Origin of the sequence: uncultured Nocardioides sp. (assembly GCF_947488025.1) — a bacterium.
In the GTDB taxonomy this organism is placed as follows: Bacteria; Actinomycetota; Actinomycetes; order Propionibacteriales; family Nocardioidaceae; genus Nocardioides.
The window spans coordinates 151492-175312 of record NZ_CANKYS010000007.1; the positions used below are offsets into that span (position 1 = coordinate 151492).

General features: G+C 72.6%; 21 protein-coding genes and 1 riboswitch. Of the genes, 17 read left to right on the forward strand and 4 right to left on the reverse strand.

Features of this window, described 5'->3' with window-relative positions; translation table 11 throughout:
* Positions 1–52: 52 nt before the first annotated feature.
* Positions 53–493, reverse strand: a complete 441-nt coding sequence (locus tag Q1B24_RS13290) for a GNAT family N-acetyltransferase (RefSeq protein WP_299929275.1) — start codon at positions 491–493, stop codon at positions 53–55.
* 8 nt (positions 494–501) lie between these two features.
* Positions 502–1413 (reverse strand): alpha/beta hydrolase, encoded by a 912-nt coding sequence (locus Q1B24_RS13295; RefSeq protein WP_299929278.1) that lies wholly within the window; start codon positions 1411–1413, stop codon positions 502–504.
* A gap of 31 nt (positions 1414–1444) precedes the next feature.
* A riboswitch (TPP riboswitch) is annotated at positions 1445–1554 on the forward strand.
* On the opposite strand from Q1B24_RS13295, the gene Q1B24_RS13300 reads away from it, so the two are divergent.
* The 5 genes from Q1B24_RS13300 to Q1B24_RS13320 all read left to right on the forward strand — a co-directional run bounded on the left by Q1B24_RS13300 (position 1544) and on the right by Q1B24_RS13320 (position 8017).
* On the forward strand, positions 1544–2647 hold the full coding sequence (locus tag Q1B24_RS13300) for a thiamine ABC transporter substrate-binding protein (RefSeq protein ID WP_299929281.1): 1104 nt from the start codon (positions 1544–1546) through the stop codon (positions 2645–2647). It overlaps the preceding riboswitch by 11 nt.
* A complete protein-coding gene (locus tag Q1B24_RS13305) occupies positions 2644–4293 on the forward strand; it encodes an iron ABC transporter permease (protein WP_299929284.1) in 1650 nt (549 codons plus the stop codon). The genes Q1B24_RS13300 and Q1B24_RS13305 overlap by 4 nt, the downstream gene beginning before the upstream one ends.
* A gap of 4 nt (positions 4294–4297) precedes the next feature.
* Positions 4298–5299, forward strand: coding sequence for an ABC transporter ATP-binding protein (locus Q1B24_RS13310; protein ID WP_299929287.1), 1002 nt, complete (start codon positions 4298–4300; stop codon positions 5297–5299).
* A gap of 21 nt (positions 5300–5320) precedes the next feature.
* On the forward strand, positions 5321–6367 hold the full coding sequence (locus tag Q1B24_RS13315; RefSeq protein ID WP_299929290.1) for a phosphatase PAP2 family protein: 1047 nt from the start codon (positions 5321–5323) through the stop codon (positions 6365–6367).
* Positions 6368–6532: 165 nt separating this feature from the next.
* Complete coding sequence (locus Q1B24_RS13320) at positions 6533–8017, forward strand: C40 family peptidase (protein ID WP_299929293.1); 1485 nt, start codon at positions 6533–6535, stop codon at positions 8015–8017.
* Positions 8018–8021: 4 nt separating this feature from the next.
* Here Q1B24_RS13320 and Q1B24_RS13325 read toward each other — a convergent pair whose 3' ends face one another.
* The gene (locus Q1B24_RS13325; RefSeq protein WP_299929296.1) at positions 8022–8906 is read right to left on the reverse strand and encodes a sulfotransferase domain-containing protein; all 885 of its coding nucleotides are present in this window, start codon (positions 8904–8906) and stop codon (positions 8022–8024) included.
* A 36-nt stretch (positions 8907–8942) separates the two neighbouring features.
* Here Q1B24_RS13325 and Q1B24_RS13330 point away from each other — a divergent pair, with 36 nt between their 5' ends.
* The 6 genes from Q1B24_RS13330 to lon all read left to right on the forward strand — a co-directional run bounded on the left by Q1B24_RS13330 (position 8943) and on the right by lon (position 16290).
* The gene (locus tag Q1B24_RS13330; RefSeq protein ID WP_299929299.1) at positions 8943–11012 is read left to right on the forward strand and encodes an acyl-CoA dehydrogenase; all 2070 of its coding nucleotides are present in this window, start codon (positions 8943–8945) and stop codon (positions 11010–11012) included.
* A 1-nt stretch (position 11013) separates the two neighbouring features.
* The gene (locus Q1B24_RS13335; RefSeq protein WP_299929302.1) at positions 11014–11694 is read left to right on the forward strand and encodes a class I SAM-dependent methyltransferase; all 681 of its coding nucleotides are present in this window, start codon (positions 11014–11016) and stop codon (positions 11692–11694) included.
* The gene (locus tag Q1B24_RS13340; RefSeq protein WP_299929305.1) at positions 11691–12266 is read left to right on the forward strand and encodes a hypothetical protein; all 576 of its coding nucleotides are present in this window, start codon (positions 11691–11693) and stop codon (positions 12264–12266) included. Before Q1B24_RS13335 ends, Q1B24_RS13340 begins: the two co-directional genes overlap by 4 nt.
* 45 nt (positions 12267–12311) lie before the next feature.
* The gene (locus tag Q1B24_RS13345; RefSeq protein WP_299929308.1) at positions 12312–12908 is read left to right on the forward strand and encodes a carboxymuconolactone decarboxylase family protein; all 597 of its coding nucleotides are present in this window, start codon (positions 12312–12314) and stop codon (positions 12906–12908) included.
* Positions 12905–13774, forward strand: coding sequence for an RNA polymerase sigma-70 factor (locus tag Q1B24_RS13350; protein ID WP_299929310.1), 870 nt, complete (start codon positions 12905–12907; stop codon positions 13772–13774). The genes Q1B24_RS13345 and Q1B24_RS13350 overlap by 4 nt, the downstream gene beginning before the upstream one ends.
* Before the next feature lie 143 nt (positions 13775–13917).
* Positions 13918–16290: an endopeptidase La gene (lon, locus tag Q1B24_RS13355; RefSeq protein ID WP_299929313.1), complete on the forward strand. Its 2373-nt coding sequence runs from the start codon at positions 13918–13920 to the stop codon at positions 16288–16290.
* A 24-nt stretch (positions 16291–16314) separates the two neighbouring features.
* Here the strand turns inward: lon and Q1B24_RS13360 are convergent, their stop codons facing one another.
* Positions 16315–16851, reverse strand: a complete 537-nt coding sequence (locus Q1B24_RS13360; protein ID WP_299929542.1) for an inorganic diphosphatase — start codon at positions 16849–16851, stop codon at positions 16315–16317.
* A 131-nt stretch (positions 16852–16982) separates the two neighbouring features.
* On the opposite strand from Q1B24_RS13360, the gene dacB reads away from it, so the two are divergent.
* The 6 genes from dacB (at position 16983) to folE (ending at position 23810) form a co-directional block, all read left to right on the forward strand.
* Positions 16983–18464, forward strand: coding sequence for a D-alanyl-D-alanine carboxypeptidase/D-alanyl-D-alanine-endopeptidase (dacB, locus tag Q1B24_RS13365; protein ID WP_299929316.1), 1482 nt, complete (start codon positions 16983–16985; stop codon positions 18462–18464).
* A gap of 9 nt (positions 18465–18473) precedes the next feature.
* A complete protein-coding gene (locus tag Q1B24_RS13370; RefSeq protein ID WP_299929319.1) occupies positions 18474–19490 on the forward strand; it encodes a zinc-dependent metalloprotease in 1017 nt (338 codons plus the stop codon).
* Between the two features lie 29 nt (positions 19491–19519).
* Entirely contained in the window at positions 19520–20482 is a 963-nt protein-coding gene (gene tilS, locus Q1B24_RS13375) for a tRNA lysidine(34) synthetase TilS (protein WP_299929331.1), read from the forward strand.
* A 5-nt stretch (positions 20483–20487) separates the two neighbouring features.
* A complete protein-coding gene (gene hpt / locus Q1B24_RS13380) occupies positions 20488–21039 on the forward strand; it encodes a hypoxanthine phosphoribosyltransferase (RefSeq protein ID WP_299929333.1) in 552 nt (183 codons plus the stop codon).
* 87 nt (positions 21040–21126) lie between these two features.
* Positions 21127–23193, forward strand: a complete 2067-nt coding sequence (ftsH, locus tag Q1B24_RS13385; protein ID WP_299929337.1) for an ATP-dependent zinc metalloprotease FtsH — start codon at positions 21127–21129, stop codon at positions 23191–23193.
* 14 nt (positions 23194–23207) lie between these two features.
* Entirely contained in the window at positions 23208–23810 is a 603-nt protein-coding gene (gene folE / locus Q1B24_RS13390) for a GTP cyclohydrolase I FolE (RefSeq protein WP_299929544.1), read from the forward strand.
* Positions 23811–23821: the final 11 nt, after the last annotated feature.

The following is a 23821-nucleotide window of genomic DNA, read 5'->3' on the forward strand; positions in this document are numbered from 1 at the left end:
TTGGGCGAGCCGTGTCCTTCCAGTCTCGCTCGCCCGGCAGCGGGCGCAAGGCCTACTGGCCGGTCCTCTCCCGTCGGCTCATCGGCACGTGCATGATCCCGTCCTCGTCGAACTCCGGCCCCGTCACCACGAAGCCGTAGCCCTCGTAGAAGGACGTCAGCCCGGTCTGGGCGTCGAGCCGCACCTCGCGGTCGCCGCACAGGGTCATCGCCTCGTGCATCATCAGGGCGGCCAGGCCACGCCCGCGCACGGTCGGTGCGACCACGACCCGACCGATGCGGGCCCACCCGCCGTCGTCGAGCACGCGCAGGGTGCCGACGACGCGGTCCCGGCCGTCCTCGTCGTCGAGCAGCACGACGTGACGGGTGGACTCCTCGAGGTCGCGGCCGTCGAGGTCGGGGTAGGGGCAGTCCTGCTCCACGACGAACACCTCCTGGCGCAGCCGCCACACGTCGTACGCCGTGCGCACCGGCAGGTCGTCGACGCGGGCCACCAGCACCCTCATCTCAGGAACGCCCGCACCTGGCGGAAGGCGCGAGCGGCCTCGGGCACGAAGGGGAGCAGGCCGTAGACGTGGATCAGGTCGGGCTCCTCGATCGCGGTGAGGTCCCACCCGGCCTCCGCGGCCCGGCGGGCCAGCAGGCGGCAGCCGGGGGCGAGCAGGTCACGGGTGCCGTACAGCATCATCGCCCGCGGCAGCCCGGCGAGGTCGCCGAGCGCCGGCGACACCTCCGGGCGACCGAGCCCGTCGGCCGACCCGGCCCACCACGCGGCGTACGCCTGGGTCTTCCCGATGAACAGCCACGGGTCGATCGCGTCGGCGGCGAAGGTCTCGGGCGTCGAGGTGGTGAGGTCCACCCAGGGAGCGTGCAGCACCAACGACGACGCCTGCGGCAGGCCGCGGTCACGCATCGAGAGCGCCATCGCGAGCGCCAGCCCGCCGCCGGCGGAGTCGCCCGCCAGCACCGCACCGCCGTCGGAGCCCGCCCAGCGCGCGGCGTCCTCGACCAGCGCGTCGTGGGAGTCCTTCCACGTGTGCTCGGGGGCGAGCGGGTAGTCCGGCATCACGACACGCGCGCCGATCGCGTCGGCCAGGCGGGTGGCGTAGCGGACGTGGAAGGGGTCGATCGGCGCCATGTAGCCGCCACCGTGGACGTAGTAGAGCGTCCGGCTCGCCGGACGGCCGCGCGGCGTCAGGACGTGGCAGGGGAAGCCGATGTCGGTGACCGTGGCCTCCCAGTGCTGCGCGAAGCGCGGCACCACGCGGGTCGGCAGGGCCCGGTCGGGTCCCTGGTCGAGAGTGGCGTGCCACGCCTCGACGCGCGCCCGCTCGGTCGGCTCGTCGTCGAGCTCACGGGAGCGGCGCAGGACGGGCACGAGGCGGGCGAGGAGGTCGTGGCGACGGCTCGGCATGGAGGCAGCGTAGGGGGAGGCTAGGGTGGGACCACGAAGACAGGGGAGCACGCGCAGGCGTGCTGAGAGTGCGGACCAGCCGCAGACCCTCCGAACCTGATCCGGTTAGCACCGGCGCAAGGGAGTCAAGATGAAGCACGTACGCGTCCGCGCTGCCCTCACGGCATCGATCCCGGCCCTCGCCTCGGCCCTGCTGCTGAGCAGCTGCAGCCTCGTGGGCAGCGGCGAGGAGCCCCGGGCCACGGAGTCGCCAGCCCCATCGGACGGGACCGGCGAGAGTGCCGAGACCGGGGGACCGGTCGTTCTCGCCACGCACGAGTCGTTCCACCTGCCGAAGAAGCTGGTGCGGGCCTTCGAGGCCGAGACCGGCTACGACCTCGAGGTCCGCGCCGCGGGCGACGCCGGCACCCTGGCCACCAAGCTCAGCCTCACCGCCGACAACCCGATCGCCGACGCGGCGTTCGGCATCGACAACACCTTCGCGTCCCGCCCGCTCGGCGAGGGCGCCTTCGCCGAGGTGACCACGACGGCGACCCCGCCCGAGGAGTACGCCCTGCCCGAGGGCGGCGACCGGCTCGTGCCGATCGACTCGGCCAACGTCTGCGTCAACGTCGACACCACCTGGTTCGAGCAGGAGGGCGTCGAGCCGCCGCGCACCCTCGAGGACCTCGCCGACGAGCAGTACGCCGACCTCCTCGTCACCCCGGGGGCCTCGACCAGCAGCCCCGGCATGGCGTTCTTCCTGGCCACCGTCGCTGCCTTCGGCGACGACTGGCCGGACTACTGGACCGACCTGCTCGACAACGGGGCCAAGGTCGTCGACGGCTGGGAGGACGCCTACTACGGCGACTTCACCGCCGGCTCGGACAACGGCACCCGGCCGATCGTCGTGTCCTACGACTCCTCGCCCGCCTTCACCGTCGACGGCGGCGAGTCCACGACGGCGGCCCTGCTCGACACCTGCTTCCGCCAGGTGGAGTACGCCGGCGTGCTGGCGGGCGCCGACAACCCCGAGGGCGCCGCGGCGCTGGTCGACTGGATGCTCAGCGACGAGGTGCAGAGCGCGCTGCCGGAGTCGATGTACGTCTTCCCGGTCATGCCGGGCGCGACGGTCCCCGAGGACTGGGCCGCCTTCGCCCCGCAGCCCAGCGACCCCTACGAGGTCGACCCCGCCGACGTCGACGCCAACCGCGAGCAGTGGCTGACCGAGTGGACCGACGTCATCTCCCGATGACGTCACCCCAGGCCCGCCGCCTGCTGGCCCTCGTCCTCCTCGCCGCGGGCCCCGTCCTGGTGCTCGGCGCGCTGTTCGTGCTGCCGGTGGCCGGCATGGTCGCCGAGGGCTTCGTGGTCGACGGCCAGTTCGCGCCGGGGGCGGTCCTCGACGTCCTCGCGCGTCCCCGGGTGCACCGGGTCGCCTGGTTCACCGTGTGGACCTCCGGCCTCGCGACGGTGCTGGCGGTCGTCCTCGGCCTGCCGGCGGCGTACGCCCTGCACCGGCTCGCGCTGCCCGGACGCGCGGCGGTGCGCGCAGCACTGCTGGTGCCGTTCGTGCTGCCGACGGTCGTGGTCGGCGTGGCGTTCCGCCAGCTGCTGGGGGAGGGCGGCCCCCTCGGCTTCCTCGGCCTGGACGGCACGCCCGTCGCCATCGTGCTCGGCCTGGTCTTCTTCAACGTCGCCGTCGTGGTGCGCACCGTCGGCGTCGCGTGGGAGTCGCTCGACCCCCGCCCCGGGCAGGCCGCGGCTGCCCTCGGCGCCACGCCGTGGCAGGTGCTGCGCACCGTCACCCTGCCGGCGCTGCGGCCCGCGATCGTCGGCGCCGCGAGCATCGTCTTCCTCTTCTGCGCGACCGCCTTCGGCATCGTGCTCACCCTCGGCGGCGTCCGGCACGCGACCATCGAGACCGAGATCTACCTGCTCACCACCACCGTCTTCGACCTGCAGGCAGCCGCCGCGCTGTCGGTGCTGCAGATCGTGGCCGTCGTGTGCCTGCTCGCCCTCGCCGCCCGGCTGCGCGCGACCCCCGACCCGACGACCCAGCGTGCCGTGGCGCCCGTGCGGGCCGTACGCCGCTCCGACGCGCCGGTCGTCGTCGCGACCGTGCTGGTGCTGGTCGCGATGCTGCTGCCCATCCTCACGCTCGTGCTCGGCTCGCTGAGCGTCGGCGACGGCTGGGGCCTGGACAACTACCGCGCGCTCACCACGACCGGCGAGGACCAGGCGCTGCTCGTGCCGGTCACCACCGCCCTCGCGACCAGCCTGCGCACGGCAGTCGACGCGACGTGGATGGCGCTGCTGGTGGGGGGATCCGTGGCGCTGATCGTCACGCGGCGCTCGCACTTCGTCGCCGAGCGCCGGCTGCGCTCGACCCTCGACGGCCTCTTCATGCTGCCCCTGGGCGTGAGCGCCGTGACCCTCGGCTTCGGCTTCCTCATCACCCTCGACGAGCCGCCGCTCGACCTGCGCGACTCCCCGCTGCTGGTCCCGATGGCGCAGGCGCTCGTCGCCCTGCCGCTCGTCGTGCGGACCCTCACGCCGGTGCTCGGCGGCATCGACGACCAGCAGCGGCAGGCGGCCGCCTCCCTGGGCGCCTCGCCGTGGCGGACCCTGCTCACCGTCGACCTGCCGGTGGCGTGGAAGCCGATGCTGGCCGCCAGCGGGTTCGCGTTCGCCGCGTCGCTGGGGGAGTTCGGGGCGACGTCGTTCCTCGCCCGTGACACCGACCCGACCCTGCCGGTCGTCATCTTCCGGTTGATCGGCCATCCCGGAGCGATGAACTACGGCATGGCGCTCGCCGCCTCGGTCGTCCTCGCCGTCGCGACCGCTGCGGTGATGCTGGCCGTCGAGCGCTTGCGCGTGCCGGGTGTGGGAGCGTTCTAGCGCCATGCTCCAGCTCACCGACGTCACCGTGCGCTACGGCGACACCGCGGCCGTGGACCACGTGTCCCTCGACCTCGCGCCGGGGCAGGTGCTCGCCGTGCTCGGTCCGTCGGGCTGCGGCAAGTCCACGCTGCTGCGCGCCGTCGCCGGTCTCGAGCCGCTCGACGCCGGCTCGATCTCGTGGGACGGCGCCGACCTCGCCGGCGTGCCCACCCACAAGCGCGGCTTCGCGCTGATGTTCCAGGACGGGCAGCTCTTCGCCCACCTCACCGTCGCCCGCAACGTCGCCTACGCCCTGCGCCTGCGTCGTACGCCGTCGGCCCGCCTCGCCGAGCGGGTGCGCGAGCTGCTCGAGCTCGTCGGCCTCGCCGGGTACGACGACCGGCTCCCCGGCACGCTCTCCGGGGGCGAGCGGCAGCGCGTCGCCCTCGCGCGCGCCCTGGCCGTCGAGCCACGGCTGATCCTGCTCGACGAGCCGCTGTCGGCGCTCGACGCGTCCCTGCGCGAGCGACTCGCCGGCGACCTGCGCGAGATCCTCCACGCCGCCGGCACCACGGCCCTGCTGGTCACGCACGACCACGAGGAGGCCTTCGCGCTCGCCGACCGGCTCGCGGTGATGCGGGCGGGCCACGTCGTGCAGCAGGGCGCGATCGATGAGGTGTGGCGCGAGCCGGTCGACGAGGAGACCGCCCTGTTCCTCGGCTACGCCCGCGTGCTGCGCGACCAGGCGGCGCGGCGGGTGCTGGACGCCGCCGGGCTGCCGTCGGCGTACGCCGTCGCGCTCCGCCGCTCGGCCCTCGTCGTCGACGACGACGGCCCTCTGCGCGCTGTCGTCGAGTCCGCCCGGGTGACGCCCGAGCTCGTGCGGCTCGTGGTCGGGGTCGAGGGCGTCGGCACCGTCGACGCCGTCGGACCGCTCGGTGGCCGGATCGCTCCCGGCGACGAGGTGTCGCTGCGCGTCGACGTGACCCGGCTCGCTGTGCCGCCGATCACGGCCCGGTCGTGACCCGTCCCTAGACTGACGTCCGTGTACAGACCGGCCTATGCCCTGCTCGTGGGAGTCGCCGCCACCATGGGTGCGCTGGCGGTCACGGCCGCGCTCGTGCTCGACCGGCGACTGGTGGACCCCGAGGGCTTCCTCGGCCCGGCCTGGCTGCGCCTGCCCCTGCTGATCCTGGGCGCCTTCCTGCTCGACCTGCTGCCGCGGGCGCTGTGGTACTCGCGGATGAAGCCGGCGCTCATGCCCGACATCGTGCGCGAGCGCATCCGCACCCACTGGGACCGCGAACGCATCACCCTCGTGGTGCTCGGGCTCGTGGCCTTCTACATCACCTACGTCTCCTACCGGAACCTCAAGTCGTTCCTCCCCTTCATCATGGGCGAGGACAAGTACGACCGCGAGCTGCACCTGGTCGACCGAGCCCTGATGTTCGGGCACGAGCCGGCGACGATCCTGCACACGATCTTCGGCGCCGGGTTCTCGGCCCACATCCTCTCCACGATCTACCTGTGGTTCCTGCCGCTCGTGCCGCTGGCACTCGCCGCCTGGCTGGTGTGGTCGCGCAACATCACCTTCGGCTACTGGTTCGCCACCTCGCAGTGCCTGGCCTGGTCGCTCGGCACCGCGTCCTACTTCGCGCTGCCGACCCTCGGCCCCGGCTTCCAGTACAGCTACCTCTACGCCGACCTCCCCGACACCGGGTCGAGCGCGTTGATGGAGTCGCTGTTCTACGGACGCAAGGGGGTCATCCGCGACGGCGCGGAGGGAGCCGTGCAGTCCGTGGCCGGCTTCGCCTCGCTCCACGTCGCGATCACCCTGCTCGTCGCGCTGATGGTGCAGTACACGCTGCGCAACCGGATCCTGCACATCGTGTTCTGGGCCAACTTCGCCATCACCGTCGTGGCGACCCTCTACTTCGGCTGGCACTACATCGCCGACGACCTCGCCGGCGTCGTCATCGCCCTCTTCGCCTTCTGGCTCGGCGGGTTGGCCAGCGGGCAGAAGTTCGACAGACGGGGGTTGTCGAGCCACCCCACCTCTACGACCAGCCAGGTCCCCGTCGACGCCGAGTGACCCGCCATCCGCGAACTACATCGATGTAGTTTGCAAGCCGACACGCCGGGCGTCGGTGAAAAAGTTGGGGAAAGTGTTCCCAGTGTGACGAAAGTTCACTAACGTGCCTCGAGTTGCCCGTGCGAAGGGGAAGTCGCGCGGGCCCGAGACCCTCTGGGAGCCCCCGTGCCCGTCGCACCGCCGCACGACCATGAGCCGCAGCGTCGTACGACGTCGCGCTGGGCCAGCGCGGTCGTCCTCGTCGCCGGCCTGGCCGTGGGCGGTGGGCACGCGGCGTACGCCGACGGCGACCCGGTCCCGAGCGAGGCGGACGTCGCTGCCGCCGAGGGCCGTGCCGAGGCGAAGGGGCGCGACGTCGCGGCCGTGCAGGCCGACCTGATCCGCGCGAACCTCTCCCTCGAGTCCGCCGGAGACCGCGCCGCGCAGGCCGCCGAGGCGTGGAACGGTGCGCGCTGGCGCGCCGAGCAGGCCCGCGCCGACGCGGTCGAGGCGGAGGAGGCTGCGGAGGCTGCCCGGCAGGACGTCGCGACGCAGCGCGAGCTCTACGCCGCCACGGTGGTGCAGTCCTTCGAGGACGGCAGCCAGCTGCAGGGGCTCGCGGCGGTCGTCGAGGCCGACGGCGTCGCGTCGCTGATCGACCGCACCGTGACCATGGGCAACACCTCGGACGCCCTGGACCACCAGTACGACGCGTTCCTCGCCTCGTCGGCCGTCGCCGACGTCACCGCGTCGACCGCCACCCAGGCCTCCGAGCGCGCAGCGACCGCCGAGGCCGAGGCGGAGGAGGCCCGCGACGCCGCGGCAGCCGCCGAGGCAGCCGCCGGCGCCGAGGCGCAGTCGGTGTCCGCCACCAAGTCCGACCTCCTCGCCGAGCTCGCCGAGCTCGAGGGGATCAGCGTGCGACTGGCCGAGAAGCGCCAGTCCGCGCTCGAACGGGCAGCCGCCGAGGCTGCCGCTGCCGCGGCGCAGGCGGAGGCGGAAGCCCAGGCCGAGGCTGAGGCGCAGGCCGCAGCGGTGGCTCAGGCCCAGGCTGAGGCGGACGCGCAGGCCCAGCAGGAGCAGCAGCCGACCCCGACGCCAACCCCCACGCCGTCCGCGACCCCTACCCCGAGCCCGACGCCCACTCCGACGCCGACCGAGGCCCCGACGCCCACCGAGGCTCCGACGCCGGCCGAGGCCCCCACCCCGACTGAGGCCCCCACGCCCACCGAGGCCCCGGCCCCGACCGAGGTGCCGACCCCGGCGCCCGCCCCGCCCCCGCCCGTACCTCCCGCGCCGCCGGCGTCGACGGGTGCCGCGGCCGCGATCGCGTTCGCCACGGCGCAGCTCGGCGACCCTTACAGGTGGGGCGCGTCCGGTCCGGACGCCTGGGACTGCTCGGGACTCACGTCGGGCGCCTGGGCCGCGGGCGGGAAGTCGCTGCCCCACTACTCGGTCGCGCAGTACACCCAGTCGACGAAGATCACGGCCGGCCAGCTCGCGCCGGGCGACCTCGTCTTCTGGGGCTCCTCGAGCAGCCCGACCTCGATCTACCACGTCGCCATCTACATCGGCGACGGCCAGGTCATCAACGCCCCCCGCACCGGACGCACGGTCAGCCAGGAGTCGATGTACGCGTGGCGGGCGCCGAACTTCTTCGCCCGTCCCTGACCGCTCAGCGCACCTTCCGCGCGAACCGGGCCGCGAGCTCGCCGGGGTCCAGCCGCCCGTCGAGGACGAGGCGGGTGGGCCAGGCCGAGGTGTCGATGCCGGAGAGCTCCTCGAAGAGCGCGAGGTCCTTGGCGTAGACCTCGGCGACGCGCGCGAGGTCGTCCGCGGTGGGCGCGGTGCCCGGCACCTGCTCGGCACCGGCGTGCCAGTTCTGCAGCGGCGGCACGTGCTCGAAGCGCGGCAGGTCGAGGAAGTCGGTCGTGCGGTCGACGGTCGCGGGGAAGTCCGCCAGCATCGTGCGCAGCTCGAGGAGGAGCCACTGACGCCGGTCGAACAGCTCGAAGCCGCGCTGCAGCTGCTCGCCGTAGAACCCGCGCGCCAGGCCCGTCATGTGCCGCCACCGCATCGTGCGTACGTCGTCGGGCACCTCGTCAGGCAGTGACGTGTGGGGCCACTCGGTCAGGAAGTCCGGCCAGTCGGGCCACGCGAGGTTGCGCGAGCGCAGCATCACCCAGTGGGAGAAGAGCCGCTCCAGCGGGTCGCGGAACACCGCGACGAGCGGCATGTCCGGCTTGTAGGCACGCATCCGCTCCAGGGCGTGCGGCCAGTAGAGGTACGTCGGTGACGCGTCGCCGAGCAGCCGGTGCACGCGGGCACGGCGCGGCGCGGAGTAGTCGCGGTCGTAGTCGGGTGCCGACCAGTCGACGTCCTCGTCGTCGAAGTAGTGGCGCTCCTTGTCGGGCGCCTGGCACACGAGGCGGTGCTGGTTGAGCGTCACCGCGAGCGTCGACGTACCGCCCTTCTGCACGCCCACGACGGCGAAGTTGTAGGCCATCGTCCCCAGCGGCTCGCCCTGGTCGCCCGACGGGGTGGCTTCCGACACGTTCATCGCGGTGAACCTACAGGGATGGCTACCTTTGGCGACATGGCCACCGACCAGGTTCCGCCCATCGCCGACGAGCTGCCGACGCCTCTGCCGGAGACCGCACCGGCGCGCGTCGAGGACGACGCGGTCCACGCCGACGACTCGGGCTACCGGCAGCCCGAGGTCGACGTCGACGCGTTGCGCACCCTGCTCGACGGCCGCTACCGCGAGGTCCGCGACCTCGTCCGCGACAACCTCGCCGAGCACGCGCAGATCCTGCTCGACGAGGAGCAGATGAGCACCGCCGACTTCCGCGAGCGCGTCCGCGACGTCGTGGTGATGATGGCGGAGACCGGCCAGACCGGCATGGGCTTCCCGGAGGAGTACGGCGGTGACGGCGACATCGGCGCCTCGGTCGCGGCCTTCGAGACGCTGGCCTACGGCGATCTGTCGGTGCTGGTGAAGGTGGGCGTGCAGTTCGGGCTCTTCGGCGGCGCGATCCTGCAGCTCGGCACGAAGCACCACCACGACGCCCACCTCGCCGACCTCGTGAGCGGCCGCACGATGGGGTGCTTCGCGATGACCGAGAGCGGGCACGGCTCCAACGTGCAGGCGCTCGGGACCGTGGCGACGTACGACCCCGCGGCGCAGGAGTTCGTGATCACCACGCCCGACGACACGAGCCGCAAGGACTACATCGGCAACGCCGCGGCCCATGCGGAGCTCGCCGTGGTGTTCGCCCAGCTCGAGGTCGACGGGGAGCGGCACGGCGTGCACGCCTTCGTCGTCCCGGTCCGCGAGGGCGGCCGGGTCCTCGACGGCGTCCGCATCGAGGACTGCGGCCCCAAGATGGGCCTCAACGGAGTGGACAACGGTCGCCTCTGGTTCGACGGGGTCCGGGTGCCGCGCACCGCGCTGCTCAACCAGTTCGCCGAGGTGACGCCCGAGGGGCGCTACCTCTCGCCCATCGACAACCCCAACAAGCGGTTCTTCACGATGCTCGGCACCCTCGTCCAGGGTCGCGTCTGCGTCGGTGGCGCCGGCATCAACGCCTCGAAGGTCGCGCTCACCATCGCCACCCGCTACGCCGTGCGCCGCCGCCAGTTCGAGGCGACGTCGCCCGACGAGGAGCAGGTGCTCCTCGACTACGGCATGCACCAGCGCCGCCTGCTGCCGCTGATCGCGCGGACGTACGCCCTCCACTTCGCGCAGGAGGTCGTCGCCGGGCAGCTGCACGACGTCTTCTCCGGCCCCGGGCCGATCGAGGAGGGCAGCGACGAGCACGCCCGGCGGATGCTGGAGTCGCGTGCCGCGGGCACGAAGGCCCTCGGCACCTGGCACGCCACCCGCACCATCCAGGAGTGCCGCGAGGCGTGCGGCGGTGCGGGCTACCTCAGCGAGAACCGGTTCGCCGCGCTCAAGGCCGACACCGACGTCTTCACCACCTTCGAGGGCGACAACCACGTCCTCCTCCAGCTGGTGGCCAAGGGCCTGCTCACCGACTACGCCGGCGAGTTCGAGGACATGGACCAGCTCGGCATGGCCCGCTTCGTCGCCGGCCTCGCGGTCGAGACCGTCGTCGAGCGCACGGCGGTGCACAAGCTCGTGCAGTCGGTGCGCGACCTGCTGCCCGGCGGCGACACCTGGGACCAGGAGGCCGGGCTGCTCGACCCCAACTACCAGCTCGCCATGCTGCGCTTCCGCGAGGAGCACATGATCGGCGGCGTCGCGCGCCGCCTCAAACGCGGCATCGACCAGGGGATGGACCCCGGCGCCGTCTTCTCCCGGGTGCAGGACCACGTCATCGCGGCCGCCCGCGCGCACACCGAGCGGCTCGTGCTGGAGGCGTTCGTGCAGAAGACGGCCGGCCTCCCCGACGGCGACCTCAAGGTCGCGCTCAACCTGCTGTGCGACCTCCACGCCCTGACCACGATCGAGGCCGACCGGGCGTGGTTCATGGAGCACGGGCGCCTCTCCAGTGCCCGGTCCAAGGCCATCAGCCGCGAGATCAACGCGCTGTGCCGCAAGGTCCGACCGATCGCGGTCGACCTCGTCGACGCCTTCGGGGTGCCGGAGGAGATGCTGCGCAGCCCCGAGCTGCTCGGCTGGCCCATCGGCTCGGACGCCTGACGTGCGGCTCCCCGGGCTGGGCGGCTGGCACGAGGACCCGGTGTGGTCCTACGTCTACCCCTGGCTCGTGGAGCACGAACGGATCGGCGGGCCGGCCTGGCGCGCCGGCACCGGCAGCGACCTGGCGCTGATGCGGGAGACGGCCGCCGAGATCGGGACGCTGCCCCGCGGTGCGCGGGTGCTGGACGTGCCGGCCGGGTCGGGGGTCGCCCTGCGCGGCCTGCGGCCGGGGCAGGGGATCGACTACGTCGCCGCCGACATCTCGGCGACGATGCTCGCCCGGACCCGCGCCGCCGCGACCCGGCTCGGGGTCACCGACCAGGTCACCACCGCGCTCGCCGACGTCGGCGCGCTGCCGTTCGCCGACGCGTCGTTCGACCTCGTCGTCTCGCTGACCGGCCTGCACTGCTTTCCCGACCCGCGCCGGGCGATCGGCGAGATGGTGCGGGTGCTCGCCCCCGGCGCCGCGCTCACCGGGAGCTCCCTGTTCACCGACACCGGTCCGCGCTACGAGCCGCTGCGGTGGGTCGGCACCCGGGCCGGGATCCTCGGCCCGATGTGCAGCACGGCCGAGGCGGTCACCTGGCTGCGGGAGTCCGGCTGTCGCGACGTCGACCTCACGCTGCACGGCGGGGTCGGCTACTTCCACGCCACCAAGGCCGCCACCCAGGATGAGTCATGACCTTCGGAGGACTGCCCACCCGCTTCGAGCCGACCGGCACGAGCCGCGGCCTCGCCATCGTCGCCCCCGGCCGCGCCTACTCGCCGGCCGCGCCCCTGCTCGAGCTCGCGAGGCTGGCCCTGCTCCAGCACGACCTCACCGTCCAGCAGCTCTGGTGGGACTCGACCACCCGCGGCGACGAGGACGCGGAGGCATGGGTACGCCGCCACGTGGCCGCGGCGCACGCCCGGGAGGACGCTGACCACGTGCTGGTGGTCGGCAAGTCGCTCGGCACCCGCGCAGCGTCGTACGCCGCCGAGCGCGGGCTCGACGCGATCTGGTTCACCCCGCTCCTCGTCGACCCGGTCGTCGCCGAGGGGATCGCCGCCAACCCCGGCCGGCAGCTCCTCGTCGGCGGCCTCGCCGACGAGCTGTGGGACCCGGCCGTGGCGCGTGAGCTCGCCGACGCCGGCTGCGACGTCCTCGAGGTGCCCGACGCCGACCACTCCATGGGCACCCCCGACGCGGTCCGCACCGCCGAGATCCACCTCGAGGTCGCACGAGCCCTCGAGGAGTGGGTGTCACAGATCTGAGGGGGCCGGTGTCTCCATGTCATCCACCCCGAACGAGGAGATGACATGCCCAGCCAGTTCCCGCCCCAGAAGATGAGACTGCCGAAGGCTCGCATCGATGGTGCCTACGGCGCCGTCATGACCCGCGTCGCGAAGCGCATGTGGGGCCAGGTCCCCGACAACGCCTACGTGCTCTGGCACAACAAGCCGGTCCTCAAGGCGGTCTTCGGCTTCGAGCAGAAGGTCGGCAGGTGGTCCGCGCTCGACCCGCACCTCAAGACGTACGCCGAGATGGCTAGCGCCGGCGTCATCGGTTGCTCGTGGTGCCTGGACTTCGGCTACTTCCTCGCCCACACCAAGGGCCTCGACGAGGCCAAGGTGCGCGAGGTGCCGCGGTGGCGCGAGTCCGACGTCTTCACCGACCTCGAGCGTGACGTGATGGCGTACGCCGAGGCGATGACCGTCACGCCGCCGCAGGTCACCGACGAGATGGTGGCCGACCTGGACCGCCGGCTCGGCCACGCCGCCCTCGTCGAGCTGACCATGATGGTCGCCGTCGAGAACGAGCGCTCGCGCTTCAACTCCGCGATGGGCCTGGCCTCCCAGGGCTTCAGCGACGTCTGCGAGCTGCCGCTGGCGGAGGCTGGGACGATCAGCAGGTGAGCACGACCGATCACTTCACTGCCCACCGCAACCTGCTCTTCACCGTCGCCTACGAGATGCTCGGCTCGGCCGCCGACGCCGAGGACGTGCTGCAGGAGGTCTGGCTGCGGTGGGTCGAGGTCCCGGTCGACGACGTGCGCGACCCGCGGGCCTACCTGGTGCGGATGACCACCCGACTCTCCCTCAACCGGCTGCGCACCCTCGCCCGGCGCCGCGAGGACTACGTCGGCACCTGGCTGCCCGAGCCGCTGCTGACCGCGCCCGACGTCGCGCAGGACGTGGAGCTCGCCGACAGCGTCTCCACCGCGATGCTGCTCGTGCTGGAGACGCTGCCGCCCACCGAGCGGGCGGTCTTCGTGCTGCGCGAGGTCTTCGACGTGCCGTACGCCGAGATCGCCGAGGCGGTCGAGAAGTCCGAGTCGGCGGTGCGGCAGATCGCCAGCCGCGCGCGTGCGCACGTGGCCGAGCGCCGTCCGCGCGCGTCGGTCAGCGCGGCCGAGCGCGACGCGGTGATCGAGCGGTTCCGCGCGGCGACCGAGACGGGTGACCTGCAGTCGTTGATGGACGTGCTGGCCCCCGACGTGGTGCTGATGACCGACGGGGGCGGGAAGGTGCAGGCCGCACTCAACCCGATCTACGGCCGCGACAAGGTCCTCCGCTTCCTCACCGCGGTCACCCCGGAGGCGCTGGAGCTGGAGCCGGTCTGGCTCAACGGGTCACCGGCGATCCAGTTCGTCGTCGCCGGTCACCGCGACGGCGTCGGGACGATGCTCGTCGAGGACGGCGTCGTGACGCGGCTGTTCCTGGTGCGCAACCCGGACAAGCTCGACCGCGTCGTCGCCCCGATCGGCCTGGCCCGCCTGTAACGCCGGGTTAGCGGATGTACCCACCCTGATGCATCTGGGTGGGTACCTGCAGTAACCCGGCGTTGCAGGGCCCGCAGGCGGCGTTCGCGGTGGGCGAAACCCGATCCGGTATGACCACCGCGGTGCCGAAGGTTGGGCCAGTCATGACCCAGAACCAGTTCCTCCCCACCGCGTTGCCGGTGGTGTTCCTCCACGACGTCGTCGTGCTGCCGGGCATGGTCGTCCCGATCGAGCTCGACGACTCCTCGCGTGCGGCCATCGACGCCGCGCGGCTGGCCACAGACTCCAAGCCTGACGCCAGCTCCGACGACCAGCCCGCGCGCGTGCTGGTCGCGCCCCGCCTCGAGGACCGGTACGCCACCCACGGCGTCGTCGCGGTCGTCGACAAGGTCGGCCGGTTCGCCGGCGGCCGGCCCGCCGCGGTCCTGCGCGCCGAGCGCCGCGCTGCCATCGGTGCCGGGGTCACCGGTCCCGGTGCCGCCCTCTGGGTGGAGGCCGAGGACGTCCCCGACGTCGCGCCGACCGAGACCACCCGCGAGCTCGCCGAGGAGTACCGCGCCCTCGTCGTCTCGGTCCTGGAGCGCCGCGAGGCGTGGCAGGTCATCGAGACCGTCCGCACGATCACCGACCCCGGCACCCTCGCCGACATGTCCGGCTACGCGCCCTACCTCGACAACGGGCAGAAGCGCCAGGTGCTCGAGACCGCCGACGTCGACGACCGGCTCCGGCTGCTCGTGGAGTGGACCCGCGCCTACGACGCCGAGGACGAGGTCAACGACAAGATCAGCACCGACGTCCGCGAGAGCCTGGAGAAGAACCAGCGCGAGTTCCTCCTGCGCCAGCAGCTCGCCGCCATCCGCAAGGAGCTCGGCGAGGGCGAGCCCGACGGCTCAGACGACTACCGCGCGCGCGTCGAAGCGGCCGACCTGCCCGACGCTGTCGGCGAGGCAGCGCTGCGCGAGGTCGACAAGCTCGAGCGCTCCAGCGAGCAGGCCCCCGACGCCGGGTACATCCGTACGTGGCTCGACACCGTCCTCGAGCTGCCCTGGAACCACCGCACCGAGGACTCCCACGACGTCGCCGCCGCCCGCGCGGTCCTCGACGCCGACCACCACGGCCTCGACGAGGTCAAGGACCGCATCACCGAGCACCTCGCCGTCCGCGCCCGCCGGGCCGAGCGCGGCCTGGAGGTCATCGGCGGTCGCGGCTCGGGCGCGGTCGTCCTGCTCGCCGGTCCTCCCGGGGTCGGCAAGACGTCGCTCGGCGAGTCCGTCGCCCGGTCCCTGGGCCGCAGCTTCGTGCGCGTCGCCCTCGGCGGCGTGCGCGACGAGGCCGAGATCCGCGGCCACCGGCGGACGTACGTCGGTGCGCTCCCCGGTCGCATCGTGCGGGCGATCAAGGAGGCCGGCTCGATGAACCCGGTCGTCCTGCTCGACGAGGTCGACAAGGTGGGGGCCGACTACCGAGGCGACCCGGCCGCGGCCCTGCTCGAGGTGCTCGACCCGGCGCAGAACCACACGTTCCGCGACCACTACCTCGAGCTCGACCTCGACCTGTCCGACGTCCTCTTCATCGCCACCGCCAACGTGGTCGAGCAGATCCCGTCGGCCCTGCTGGACCGCATGGAGCTGGTCACCATCGACGGCTACACCGAGGACGACAAGGTCGCCATCGCGCGCGACTTCCTCGTCCCCCGCCAGCTGGAGCGGGCCGCGCTGACCCCTGACGAGGTCACCGTCTCCGATGACGCGCTCGGCGAGCTCGCGGCCAACCACACCCGCGAGGCCGGCGTACGCCAGCTCGAGCGGCTGCTGGCCAAGGCGTTCCGCAAGGCGGCCACCCGGCTCGCGACCGGCGAGGTCGACCGCCTCGACATCGACACCGACGTCCTGACCGACCTCGTCGGCCGGCCGCGCTTCACGCCCGACAGCCACGAGCGGACCGACGTACCGGGCGTCGCCACGGGTCTGGCCGTCACGGGGCTCGGCGGGGACGTGCTCTACGTCGAGACGTCCGTGGCCGAGGGCGAGCCCGGCCTCACCGTCACCGGCCAGCTCGGCGACGTCATGAAGGAGTCGGCGTCGATCGCGCTGTCGTGGGTGCGGGCGCACGCCGACGAGCTCGGCATCGACCGGGCCGTGCTCGATCGGTCCATCCACGTGCACTTCCCGGCGGGCGCGATCCCGAAGGACGGCCCGTCGGCAGGCGTGACGATGGTGACCGCGCTGGTCTCGCTGCTCACCGGCCGGCCGGTGCGCTCCGACGTGGGCATGACCGGGGAGGTCACGCTGTCGGGACGCGTCCTGCCGATCGGTGGGGTGAAGCAGAAGCTGCTCGCGGCCCAGCGCGCCGGGTTGGCGACGGTCTACGTCCCGGAGCGCAACCGCGCCGACCTCGACGACGTACCGGCCGAGCTGCTCGCTGAGCTCGACGTGCGGCCGGTCGGGCGGGTGACCGAGATCCTGGCCGAGGCCCTCGAGCCCGCCGGAGCGGTCACCGGGGCGGCCGCTGCCTGACCCCAGCCGTGGCTGGCGGCAGCCTCAGGCGTCCTCGCCGAGGCTGTCGTCGGCGATGTTGTCGAGGTCGTTGCCGTGGCCCTCGGTCTTGAAGCGCTCGAACGACGCCCGGACCTCGGCCTCGGCCTCGGTGCGGCCGACCCAGTCGGCCCCCTCGACGGACTTGCCGGGCTCGAGGTCCTTGTAGACCTCGAAGAAGTGCTGGATCTCGAGGCGGTCGTACTTCGAGACGTGGTTGATGTCGCGCAGGTGCTCCAGGCGCGGGTCGTGCGCAGGGACGCAGAGGACCTTGTCGTCGCCGCCGGCCTCGTCGGTCATCCGGAACATCCCGATGGCGCGGCACTCGATGAGGCAGCCGGGGAAGGTCGGCGACTGCAGGATCACGAGCGCGTCCAGCGGGTCGCCGTCCTGGCCGAGGGTGTCCTCGATGAAGCCGTAGTCGGCCGGGTAGGCCGTCGAGGTGAAGAGCATGCGGTCCAGGCGGATGCGCCCGGTCTCGTGGTCGACCTCGTACTTGTTGCGCTCACCCTTGGGGATCTCCACCAGCACGTCGAACGTCAGCACGTCTTCCTCCACATCTCCGGCACGCCTTCGGGCCGCTCAGCTGCGTCCGGCCGCGAGCCCGACGCGTTGGTCTGGGGGCAGTGTCGCGCACAATGGCCCCGATGCGCGAAGCGAGAGGGTCGAAAAGGGTGGGACGTGACCTACGCCACTCCGCCGGTCACGCCGAGCGGTCGTCACGCCGGTGGGCGGCCCGTCACTGGCTGCCGACGGTCCTGGTCCTCGCGCTCCTCGCGGCAGGCCTGGGTGCCTACCGCTTCGAGTGGGGCCAGCGCTACCTGCCCGGGCTGGCCGCCGACCCGGTGACCGAGCCCGAGCAGGTGCTCGCGCCCGCCGGGCTCGACCTGCCCGACTGGACGCCGCCGGGCGACGACGCCGTCGCCCTCGACGCCGCGTCCGGGCTGGCGACGGAGCGGGTCGCCGCGGCCGTCACCGCCGACCTCGCCGACCCCGACCTCGGCCGCCACGTCGTCGGGGCGGTCGCCGCCCTGGCGCCGGGCTCGCCCGAGTGGACGACGGGGGGCGGGCGCTACCTCCCGGCCTCGACGACCAAGCTGCTCACCCTCGGTGCCGCCCTCGAGGCGCTCGGGCCCGACCACACCTTCACCACGCGGGTGGTGCGCGGCTCTGGCCCGCGCGACGTCGTCCTGGTCGGCGGGGGAGATCCGCTGCTGGCCAGCAGGTCCCTCACGCTCGCCGAGGCCGAGTCGACGTACCCCGCCCGCGCCGACGTGACCACGCTCGCCCTGGAGGTCGCCGAGGCGCTGGGCGGTCAGGGGCGCGTCCGGGTCCGCTTCGACGACAGCCTCTTCACCGGTCCGACCGACAACCCGGCCTGGCGTCGTGACTACGTCCCCGACGACATCGTCAGCCCGATCACCGCGCTGATGGTCGACGGGGGCGACGAGCCGGACAGCGACCTCAAGTCCGACGAGCCGTCGCTGGCGGCCGCCCGGGTCTTCGCCGACGGCCTCCGGGCCGCGGGGCTGCGGGTGACCGGCCAGCCGAAGCGGGTCGTCGTACCCGCCGGCGCCGAGGAGCTCGCCGCCGTCGAGAGCGCACCGCTGTCGCAGGTCGCCGAGCGGATCCTCGACGTCAGCGACAACGAGGGCTCGGAGGTGGTCGCCCACCACGTCGGGCTCGCCACCTCCGGCACCGGGTCGTTCGAGGCGGGTGCGGCCGGGGTGCTCGCCACCCTCGGGGGGCTCGGGATCGACGTCACCGGCGCCGAGGTGTACGACGGCTCCGGGCTGTCGCGCCGCAACCGGGTCTCGACCGCCACGCTCATCGACCTGATCCAGCACGCGGCCGGCCCGGACGGCGAGGCGATGCGCAGCCTGGTCACCGGGATGCCGGTCGCCGGGTTCACCGGGTCGCTCACCTACCGCTTCGCCGAGGGCCCGGCCGTCGCGCGGGGGCTGGTCCGCGCGAAGACCGGCACGCTCACCGGGGTCCACGCCCTCGCCGGCATCGCCGTCGACCGCGACGGACAGCCGCTCGCCTTCGTCTTCGGGGCGGACCGGTCGCCGCCGGAGGAGCGTTACGACGCGCAGGAGGCCCTCGACCGCGCCGCCGCCTCGCTCGCGGCCTGCCGCTGCACCACCCCCGGCTAGGGTCGAGTCATGAATCTCGTCGACTGGGACTTCGCCGTCACCGTGGGATCCCGGATCGCCGGGCCGGGGCCGGACGTGTCGCCCGAGGAGGCCACGGCCGCCGTCGTCGAGCTCCGCGAGGGAGCGGACCGCTCGACCCCGCTGGTCCGCGAGTTCACCGGCCTGCACGCCGCGGACGGCACCGCGCCCGTGCTGGTGGTGGACCGCACGGGGTGGCTGCGCGCCAACGCCGACAGCTTCTCCAAGCTGCTCAGCCCCGTCGTGGACAAGCTCATCGAGAAGAAGGGCCCGCCGTCGGCGTTCGCCGAGGCCGTCGGCACCCGGGTCACCGGCGCCGAGGTCGGGCTGATGCTCGGCTTCCTCAGCAGCAAGGTGCTGGGGCAGTTCGACCCGTTCCACGACCCGCACGGCCGGCTGCTCCTGGTCGCGCCCAACATCGTGCACGTCGAGCGCGAGATCGGCGCCGACCCCACCGACTTCCGGCTGTGGGTGTGTCTGCACGAGGAGACCCACCGGGTGCAGTTCACCGCCAACCCGTGGCTCGGCCAGCACTTGATGACCGAGATGCACGCCGTCGCCGACACCCTCGAGCCGAGCGCGCTGCTCGACGGGCTGCGTCGCGGCGCCGACGCACTCCGCGGCGGCGACGGCAGCATCATCGACCTCGTCTCCTCGCCCGAGCAGAAGGAGATCCTCGACCGTGTCACGGGCGTGATGTCGCTGCTCGAGGGTCACGCCGACGTGGTCATGGACGGCGTCGGCCCCACCGTCATCCCGTCGGTGGCCGAGATCCGCCGCAAGTTCAACCAGCGCCGCAAGGGCTCGGGCTCCCTCGACAAGCTGCTGCGCCGCCTGCTCGGCCTCGACGCCAAGATGGCGCAGTACCGCGACGGGGCGGTGTTCGTGCGCCACGTCGTCGACAAGGTCGGCATGGAGGAGTTCAACACCGTGTGGACCGGCCCCGAGACGCTGCCGTCGAAGGCCGAGATCGCCGACCCCGACGCCTGGGTCGCCCGGGTGCTGTGACGCTCCACCCGTCGGTTGCGGCGGTCCGGTTGCCCGTCCGCAGGACGCTGGTCCGGCCCGAGGCGAGCGGCGGTGACCGGGAGACCGTCGCGGTGGCGTGCAGCGGGGGCGCCGACTCCCTGGCGCTCGCGTCGGCGACCGTGTTCGAGGGGCACAAGCTCGGCCTGCGCGTCGTCGGGGTGACCGTCGACCACGGCCTGCAGCCCGGCTCGGCGGACCAGGCCGACCGCGTCGTCGCGCAGCTCGCGGCGATGGGCGTCGACGAGACGCTCACGGCCCGCGTCGAGGTCGACGCCGCGTCGGGGCTCGGGCCCGAGGCCGCCGCCCGGGAGGCGCGGTACGCCGTCCTCGAGCAGGTCGCCGAGCACCTCGGGGCGCGCCACGTGCTGCTCGGCCACACCCTCGACGACCAGGCCGAGACCGTGCTGCTCGGCCTCACCCGCGGCTCGGGCGGCCGGTCGCTGCAGGGGATGCGCCCGGCCTTCGGGGTGTTCGCGCGCCCGCTGCTCGGCGTACGTCGTGCCGACACCGTCACCGCCTGCCTGGTCGAGGGCCTCGAGGCGTGGGACGACCCGCACAACTCCGACCCGGGCTACACCCGGGTCCGCGTGCGCGAGCGGGTGCTGCCGGTGCTCGAGGACGAGCTCGGTCCCGGCATCGCCGAGGCGCTCGCCCGCACGGCGGACCAGCTGCGCGACGACACGGCCCTGCTCGACGTGCTGACCGACCGGGCGCTCGCCCACGTACGGCGCGACGGTGGCCTCCACCTCGAGACGCTGCGGGACGAGCCGCCGTCGATCCGCCACCGCGTCCTGCGGCGCGCCGCGCTCGACGCCGGGGCGCCGCCGTCGGAGCTGACCCGCGAGCACGTCCTCGCCGTCGACGAGCTGATCGTGGGCTGGCGTGGCCAGAAGTGGATCGACCTGCCCGGGCCGCTCCGCGCCCTCCGGCGCGACGGGGTGCTGGAGATCGTCTGCGTGCCCCTAGGCTGACGCCCATGGACTCGTCCCACGTGGAGCACGACCTGGTCAACATCCTCTTCACCGAGGAGCAGATCCAGCAGCGGCTGGCCGAGATGGCCCTCCAGATCACCGAGGACTACGAGGGACGGGACCTGCTCGTGGTCGGCGTCCTGCGCGGCGCGGTGATGGTGATGGCCGACCTCGCCCGGTCGATGCCGCGACACCTCGAGATGGACTGGATGGCGGTCAGCTCCTACGGGTCGGGCACCAAGTCCAGCGGCGTCGTCCGCATCCTCAAGGACCTCGACACCGACATCAGCGGTCGTGACGTGCTCATCGTCGACGAGATCATCGACACCGGGCTCACCCTCAGCTGGCTGGTCAACAACCTCTCCAGCCGCAGCCCCGCCAGCGTCGAGATCGCCACGCTGCTGCGCAAGCCCGAGGCCCTCTCGATGCCCGTGGAGCCGAAGTACGTCGGCTGGGACATCCCCAACGAGTTCGTCGTCGGCTACGGCCTCGACTACCGCGAGCGCTACCGCAACCTGCGCGACATCGGCACCCTCGCACCACACGTCTACTCCTGATCGAGGTCGCCCCGCTTCACCCCGCCTGAAACAATGTGGGCCCGGGCGGCGTGTAGCGTCGCCTCCTCACCTCCGAACCGCTGAAAGTTGCCTGTGAAGCGCATATTCAAGGGTCCCTGGCTGTGGATCGTCCTGTCCGCCTTCGCGGTGCTGCTGGCGATCCAGTTCCTCGCGCCCAGCGACGGCTACGACGAGGTCAACACCTCGACCCTCGCCTCCTACATCGACGACGGCAAGGTCAAGGAGATCGAGTTCAACGGAGCCGACTTCGAGATCCAGGCGACACTCGACGAGGGCACCCGCGACGACGGTGACAAGGTCGTCGCCCAGTACATCGACGGCCAGCAGGAGGCGCTCCTCGCGGCGGTCCAGGAGCAGCGGGCCGAGGGCACCATCGAGTCCTACAACTCGACGGTCCCGCAGCCCAGCTTCCTCGGCTCGCTGCTGGCGACCCTGCTGCCCTTCGCGCTGATCATCCTGCTGTTCATCTTCCTGATGAACCAGGCCCAGGGCGGTGGCGGCCGCGGCGTCATGCAGTTCGCCAAGTCCAAGGCCAAGCTGATCACCAAGGACATGCCGAAGACGACGTTCAGCGACGTCGCCGGCTGCGAGGAGGCGATCGAGGAGCTCGGCGAGATCAAGGAGTTCCTCACCGACCCGGCCAAGTTCCAGGCGGTCGGCGCCAAGATCCCCAAGGGCGTCCTGCTCTACGGCCCGCCCGGCACCGGCAAGACCCTGCTCGCGCGCGCCGTCGCCGGCGAGGCGGGCACCCCCTTCTACTCCATCTCCGGCTCGGACTTCGTCGAGATGTTCGTCGGTGTCGGCGCCTCGCGTGTGCGTGACCTGTTCGAGCAGGCCAAGGAGAACGCCCCCGCCATCGTCTTCATCGACGAGATCGACGCCGTCGGCCGCCACCGTGGCGCCGGCATGGGCGGTGGCCACGACGAGCGCGAGCAGACGCTCAACCAGCTGCTCGTCGAGATGGACGGCTTCGACGTGCGCGGCGGGGTCATCCTCATCGCAGCCACCAACCGTCCCGACGTGCTCGACCCGGCGCTGCTGCGCCCGGGACGCTTCGACCGCCAGATCCAGGTCGACGCCCCGGACCTCAACGGCCGCCACCAGATCCTCAAGGTCCACTCGCGCGGCAAGCCGATCGCGCAGGACATCGACCTGCTGAGCATCGCCCGCCGCACCCCCGGCTTCACCGGTGCCGACCTGGCCAACGTGCTCAACGAGGCCGCGCTGCTCACCGCGCGCAGCAACGCCAAGCTGATCACCGACGCCTCCCTCGACGAGGCGATCGACCGCGTCATCGCCGGTCCGCAGCGTCGTACGCGCCTGATGAGCGAGCGCGAGAAGCTCATCACCGCCTACCACGAGGGCGGCCACGCCCTGGTCGCAGCGGCCCTGCCCGGCACCGACCCCGTGCACAAGGTGACGATCCTGCCGCGCGGTCGCGCGCTGGGCTACACGATGGTGCTGCCCGACCGCGACAAGTACTCCCAGACGCGCAGCGAGATGCTCGACAACCTCGCCTACATGCTCGGCGGCATGGCCGCCGAGGCGCTGATCTTCCACGACGTGACCTCGGGTGCCGGCAACGACATCGAGAAGGCCACCGGGCTGGCCCGCGCGATGGTGACCCAGTACGGCATGACCGAGCGCCTCGGTGCGGTCAAGCTCGGCGACAGCAACTCCGAGCCGTTCCTGGGCCGCGACATGGGCCACACCCGGAACTACTCCGAGGAGACGGCCGCGGCGGTCGACGAGGAGATCAAGGCGCTGCTCGGCCAGGCGCACCAGGAGGCCTTCGAGATCCTCGAGACCAACCGTGACGTCCTCGACGCGCTCGTGCTGGCGCTCCTCGACAAGGAGACGCTCGACAAGGCGGAGATCGCGTCGATCTTCGAGGCGCTCAGGATGAATCCCGCTCGGCCGGCCTGGACCGGGTCGCCAATGCGGGTGCCGTCGACGATCCCGCCGGTCGACATCCCGCAGGAGATCCGCGACCGGGCGCACGCCAACGGGACCACGCAGGAGCCGGAGGCCGGCGGCGCCATCCTGACGCCGCCCGGTGCCGGCGGCGACGTGCACGGCGGCCCGGACGTCCACCCGGACACCCCGACCCCGCCCCACCCGGACGCGCCGTGACCGACCCCTTCACCGTGCCGCAGGTCGCGCCGGAGGACGTTCCCGCCTTCGACCACGTCCGGGCCGAGGCGGCCGTGCGCGAGCTGCTGTACGCGATCGGGGAGGACCCCGATCGGGAGGGGCTGCTCGAGACACCGGCGCGGGTCGCCCGGGCCTACGCCGAGCTCACCCACGGCCTGCGGCAGAGCGCCGACGACGTCCTCACCACGACCTTCGACCTCGGCCACGAGGAGATGGTGCTGGTGCGTGACATCGAGCTGTGGTCGATGTGCGAGCACCACCTCGTGCCCTTCACCGGCGTGGCGCACGTCGGCTACATCCCGGCCGAGACCGGCAAGATCACCGGCCTCTCCAAGCTCGCCCGCCTCGTCGACGTCTACGCCAAGCGCCCGCAGGTGCAGGAGCGGCTGACCACGCAGGTGGCCGACTCGCTCATGGAGATCCTCGAGGCTCGGGGCGTCATCGTGGTGATCGAGGCCGAGCACCTCTGCATGACGATGCGCGGGGTCAAGAAGGCCGGCGCCCGCACGATCACCTCGGCGGTGCGCGGCGCCTTCCTCACCCACCAGGCCACCCGCGCCGAGGCGATGGCGCTGATCCACTCAGGCACCAGGTGAGCGAGGGCGTG

Bases quoted from the DNA above. Each gene is read 5' to 3' on its own strand.
- hpt (WP_299929333.1), top strand. From the start codon at position 20,488: ATGGACTCGTCCCACGTGGAGCACGACCTGGTCAACATCCTCTTCACC.
- lon (WP_299929313.1), top strand. From the start codon at position 13,918: ATGACCCAGAACCAGTTCCTCCCCACCGCGTTGCCGGTGGTGTTCCTC.
- Q1B24_RS13370 (WP_299929319.1), top strand. From the start codon at position 18,474: ATGAATCTCGTCGACTGGGACTTCGCCGTCACCGTGGGATCCCGGATC.
- Q1B24_RS13330 (WP_299929299.1), top strand. From the start codon at position 8,943: ATGGCCACCGACCAGGTTCCGCCCATCGCCGACGAGCTGCCGACGCCT.
- Q1B24_RS13345 (WP_299929308.1), top strand. From the start codon at position 12,312: ATGCCCAGCCAGTTCCCGCCCCAGAAGATGAGACTGCCGAAGGCTCGC.
- Q1B24_RS13295 (WP_299929278.1), bottom strand. From the start codon at position 1,413: ATGCCGAGCCGTCGCCACGACCTCCTCGCCCGCCTCGTGCCCGTCCTG.
- Q1B24_RS13305 (WP_299929284.1), top strand. From the start codon at position 2,644: ATGACGTCACCCCAGGCCCGCCGCCTGCTGGCCCTCGTCCTCCTCGCC.
- Q1B24_RS13310 (WP_299929287.1), top strand. From the start codon at position 4,298: ATGCTCCAGCTCACCGACGTCACCGTGCGCTACGGCGACACCGCGGCC.
- Q1B24_RS13300 (WP_299929281.1), top strand. From the start codon at position 1,544: ATGAAGCACGTACGCGTCCGCGCTGCCCTCACGGCATCGATCCCGGCC.
- Q1B24_RS13325 (WP_299929296.1), bottom strand. From the start codon at position 8,906: ATGAACGTGTCGGAAGCCACCCCGTCGGGCGACCAGGGCGAGCCGCTG.
- Q1B24_RS13340 (WP_299929305.1), top strand. From the start codon at position 11,691: ATGACCTTCGGAGGACTGCCCACCCGCTTCGAGCCGACCGGCACGAGC.